Consider the following 4,426-nt stretch of genomic DNA (forward strand, 5'->3'; position numbering starts at 1 on the left):
GCTGGGGGCGTCGGCCGGGCGGGAGGCGGAGCTGGCCGGGGCGGTGGCCGGGCTGGCGCGGGAGCGGGAGACGCTGCAGGCGGAGGCCCGGCGGGTGGCCGCGAGGCTGGCGGCGGGCCGGACCCGGCAGGAGGAGCTGAGCGCCGACGCGGCCAGGCTGGGGGCCCGGCTCGACGAGGCACGCGGCGAAGACGAGACGATCACCGCCCGCCTGACCAGGCTGAACGACGAGGCCGAGCTGCTGCGGGAGGCGCTGGAGGCGACACGGGCGGCGGCCGTCGCCGAGGGCGAGCGCGACCGGGCGGCGGAGGCGGCGGTGCGGGCGGCGCGCGAGGCCGGGTTCGCCGACCTGGCCGACGTGGAGGCCGCCGCGAGGAGCGCCGCCGAGCGGGAGGACAAGGCCGAGACCCTGCGCCGGCTCGACGCCCAGCACGCCGCCGTGACGAGCACGCTGGAGGACGCCGAGCTGACGGCCGCCGCCGGGCAGCCGGCGCCCGACCTGGAGGCGCTGGCGGCGGCGCGCGACGAGGCCGAGCGCGCCTACACGGAGCTGGCCTCCGCCCGCGACCGGGCCGCCGCCAGGCGCGCCCGGCTGGGGGAGCTGAGGTCCGAGCTGGAGGGGTGCGTGGCGCGGTGGCGGCCGGCCGCCGACCGCCACCGCCTGGCCGAGCGGATGGCGGCGCTGGCCAGCGGCACGTCGGGCGACAACCAGTGGAGCATGAGCCTGTCCTCCTACGTGCTGGGCGAGCGGCTGCGGCAGGTGGCCGACGCGGCGAACGAGCGCCTCGACCACATGTCCGGCGGCCGCTACCTGCTCCGGCACGACCTCGCCAAGACCGCCGGGTCGAGGGCCAGGTCGGGCGGCGGGCTGGGCCTGCGGGTGTACGACGGGTGGACCGGAGTGGAGCGCGACCCGGCGACGCTGTCGGGCGGCGAGAGCTTCATCACCTCGCTCGCGCTGGCCCTGGGCCTGGCCGACGTGGTGACGGCCGAGGCGGGCGGCGCGGAGATCGGCACGCTCTTCGTCGACGAGGGGTTCGGCACGCTGGACGAGGACACACTCGACGGCGTGCTCGACATCCTCGACGGCCTGCGCGACGGCGGCCGGGCGGTCGGCATCATCAGCCACGTCGCTGAGCTGCGCACCCGCATCCCCGCTCAGCTTCGGGTCGCCAAATCGCGCACCGGCTCCACCCTGTCGGTTATCGGGGGATAACGGCGAAACGGCAGGTGGTAGCGTTCACGTACCACTTCACAAGATGTAAGACCACATAGTGAGACGTACATGACGCACCTCCCCCCGGCCGAGGCGCCCAGCCGCACCCGGATCGCGGCCGCCAGCCTCATCGGCACCGCCATCGAGTTCTACGACTTCTACATCTACGGCACCGCCGCCGCGCTGGTGCTGAACACCGCGTTCTTCCCCGAGATGGATCCGCTGGCCGGGAGCCTGGCCGCGTTCTCGACGTTCGCGGTGGCGTTCATCTCGCGGCCGCTCGGGTCGGCGGTGTTCGGGCACTGGGGGGACCGGATCGGGCGCAAGTCCATGCTGGTCGTGTCGCTGCTGGTGATGGGGCTGTCCACGGTGGTCATCGGGCTGCTGCCCGGCTACGCGGTCATCGGCGTCGCGGCTCCGGTGCTGCTGGTGCTGCTGCGGTTCACGCAGGGCATCGGGCTCGGCGGTGAGTGGGGCGGCGCGGCGCTGCTGGCCACCGAGCACGCGCCGCCGGGCAAGCGCGGCCTGTACGCGATGTTCCCGCAGCTCGGGCCGTCGGTCGGGTTCATCGCGGCCAACGGGCTGTTCCTGATCCTCGGATCGGCGCTCAGCGAGGAGCAGTTCGGCGAGTGGGGATGGCGGGTGCCGTTCGTGGCGAGCCTGCTGCTCGTGGTCGTCGGCCTGTACGTGCGGCTGAAGATCTCCGAGACGCCGGTCTTCCAGGCCGCGATGGACGAGCGGCGGATCGCCAAGGTGCCGTTCGCCGGGCTCGTCCGCCACCAGTGGCGGCGCGTCCTGCTCGGCGCCGGCGCGATGGTGATCGCGTACACGCTCTTCTACACCGCCACCACCTACTGCCTGGCCTACGGCACGAACACCCTGGAGATCCCGCGCACGACCATGCTGGCGCTGACGATGATCGGCGTGGTGTTCATGGCGGCCGGGACCGTGGTGTCGTCGATGGTGTCCGACCGGTTCGGCCGCCGGCGCACGCTCATCACCGGGACGTCGGTCGCGATCGCGTGGGGGCTGGTGATGTTCCCGCTGATGGAGACCCGGTCGGTGCTGCTCGTCGGGGTGGCGCTGGCGGGTGCGCTGGGCCTGATGGGGCTGGTGTTCGGGCCGATGGGCGCGTTCCTGCCCGAGCTGTTCAGGACGGAGTTCCGCTACAGCGGCGCCTCCGTCGCCTACAGCCTGGGGGGTGTGCTGGGCGGCGCGGTGCCGCCGCTGGTGGCGACCGGCATGCAGGCGAGCGGGGCCGGCGTGCTGGGCGTGGGCGTGTACGTCTCGGCGATGGCGGTGCTGAGCCTGCTCTGCCTGATCGCCCTGCCCGAGACCGGCGACGAGACGCTGTAGGGGCTCCGTCAGGTCAGCTGGCCCGGGAAGAGCAGCGACAACTCGCGGGGGTACGCGCCGATCAGGCGGAGTTCGTCGTCCGTGAGCGGTCTGCCGGTCATCGCGTTGCAGAGCTGCGCTACCTGGAACGCCAGCTCCTCGTCACGCACCTCCACGCCGAGGCCGTCCATGACGTGCCGGAAGCCCGCCTTCCCGCCGTACTCCCCGGTGAGCACCACCCGGCCCTCCCGCGCGTGCCAGTCGCGCGGGAACGGGCCCAGCGTCGCCTCGTCGTACAGCTCGTAGTTGCCGTGGTCCTTCAGGGCGCCGTCGGCGTGGATGCCGCTCTCGTGCGCGAACGCGTTGCGGCCCACCCCGACCTGGTTGTACGGCAGCGGCTGCCCGAACGCGTACGCCGCCCACAGCCCGAACCTGCGCGCCCACCCCAGGTCGAGCGTGTCACCGAGGTCCGCCTCCACGCCGAAGCCGTGCCGGAAGGCGAGGATCGTGGACAGCAGGTCGGCGTTGCCCGAACGCTCCCCGATGCCGTTCACGCACGTGTTGATCCACGCGTCCTGGCCCGCGTCGAGGTCGCCGAGCGCGCCCGAGACGGAGTTGGCCACGGCCATGCCCAGGTCGTTGTGGCAGTGCGTCTCGATCGGCAGCGCGACTGCCGTGGCGAGCTTGGCGAAGCGCTCGCGGATGCGGCCCGGCGTGTCGCCGCCGATGGTGTCGCAGTAGCGGATCCGGCAGGCGCCCGCCTCTTTGGCCGCCAGCGCGAACTCCAGCAGGAACCCGTCATCGGTGCGTGAGCCGTCCTCGGCGTTCACGCCGACCGTCTCCGCTCCCGCCGCCGTGGCGGCCCGCACGGCGGCGGCCATCTCCCGGATGATCGCGTCCCGATCCAGGCGGCCGCGGAACTTGTTCTGGATCATGTAGTCGGACGTCGAGATGGACAGGTTGTAGTGCCGCAGGCCCAGCGGCGCGGCCTTGTCCACGTCCGCCGCCACGCCCCGGCACCACCCGGACAGCCGCAGCCCGCCGAACGCCCCCGCCTCCGCCAGCGCCACCTGCGCCTTCACGTACGGGACCTCGTGGAACAGGAACGGGAAGCCGATCTCCGACTGTGTGACGCCGAGCCGGCCCAGATAGAAGTTGACCATGGTCTTGCCGAACTTCGACAGGCCGGTGCGCGCGGTCTGCACGCCGTCCCGGTTGGTCACGTCGAGGAAGTGAACTTGAGGCATGCAGCCACGTTGACATGATTGCTCAATGTGTATCAATATTGATTTTCGTCAATATGGAGGTGGCGGGGTGGAATGGATCGACGCGGCCACAGCCGCCGAACGACTCGGCGTCAAACCCGCCACGCTGTACGCGTACGTGAGCCGGGGAGTCCTGACGCGGCGCACCGACGGGCGGCGCAGCCTGTTCGACGCCGCCGAGATCGAGGCGCTCGCCCGGCGTGGCAGGCCCCGGCATCAGCCGCCGGAGCTGGTCATCGAGTCCGCCGTCACCGCGCTCGGCCGCGACCGGCCGTACTACCGCGGCGTCGACGCCCTGGAGCTGGCCCGCACGACGGGCTTCGAGGCGACGGCCGCCTGGCTGTGGACCGGCGACCCCGAGGCGCCGGCCGTCCCGTGGGCCTGCGACCCCGAGGCGCTGCGCGCCGCCGTCGCCGCCCAGCGGAGCCTCCTGGCCGACCTCCTGCCGCTGGACCGGCTCCAGGTGATCACCACGGTGCTCGGCGCGTCCGACTCCCTGCGCTTCCAGCTCGACCCCGAGTCGGTCGCCGCCACGGGCCGCCGCCTCATCGCCGGCCTCGTCGAAGCCCTCCCCGTCCTCCCCCGCCCCCCGGCGCACCCTCCCCATCCC

The 4,426-nt window shown here is 73.0% G+C and carries 4 protein-coding genes; 3 read left to right on the forward strand and 1 reads right to left on the reverse strand.

The window, feature by feature from the left end; translation table 11 throughout:
• Positions 1-1,216 (forward strand): SbcC/MukB-like Walker B domain-containing protein (locus ADY59_RS46635; RefSeq protein WP_049577602.1); only part of this gene is annotated, 1,216 nt, incomplete at its 5' end.
• A 69-nt stretch (positions 1,217-1,285) separates the two neighbouring features.
• Positions 1,286-2,572: an MFS transporter gene (locus ADY59_RS46640; protein WP_049577604.1), complete on the forward strand. Its 1,287-nt coding sequence runs from the start codon at positions 1,286-1,288 to the stop codon at positions 2,570-2,572.
• A gap of 8 nt (positions 2,573-2,580) precedes the next feature.
• On the opposite strand, the gene ADY59_RS46645 is transcribed toward ADY59_RS46640, so the two are convergent.
• Positions 2,581-3,798, reverse strand: coding sequence for a LeuA family protein (locus tag ADY59_RS46645; RefSeq protein ID WP_049577607.1), 1,218 nt, complete (start codon positions 3,796-3,798; stop codon positions 2,581-2,583).
• Between the two features lie 67 nt (positions 3,799-3,865).
• On the opposite strand from ADY59_RS46645, the gene ADY59_RS46650 reads away from it, so the two are divergent.
• Positions 3,866-4,426: citrate synthase (locus ADY59_RS46650; RefSeq protein ID WP_049577611.1), on the forward strand; the 561-nt coding region annotated here is incomplete at its 3' end.

It is taken from the genome of Nonomuraea sp. SBT364 (assembly GCF_001083785.1).
Lineage (GTDB): Bacteria > Actinomycetota > Actinomycetes > Streptosporangiales > Streptosporangiaceae > Nonomuraea.

Coding starts and splice junctions, on each gene's coding strand:
- ADY59_RS46640 (WP_049577604.1), top strand. CDS start 1,286: ATGACGCACCTCCCCCCGGCCGAGGCGCCCAGCCGCACCCGGATCGCG.
- ADY59_RS46645 (WP_049577607.1), bottom strand. CDS start 3,798: ATGCCTCAAGTTCACTTCCTCGACGTGACCAACCGGGACGGCGTGCAG.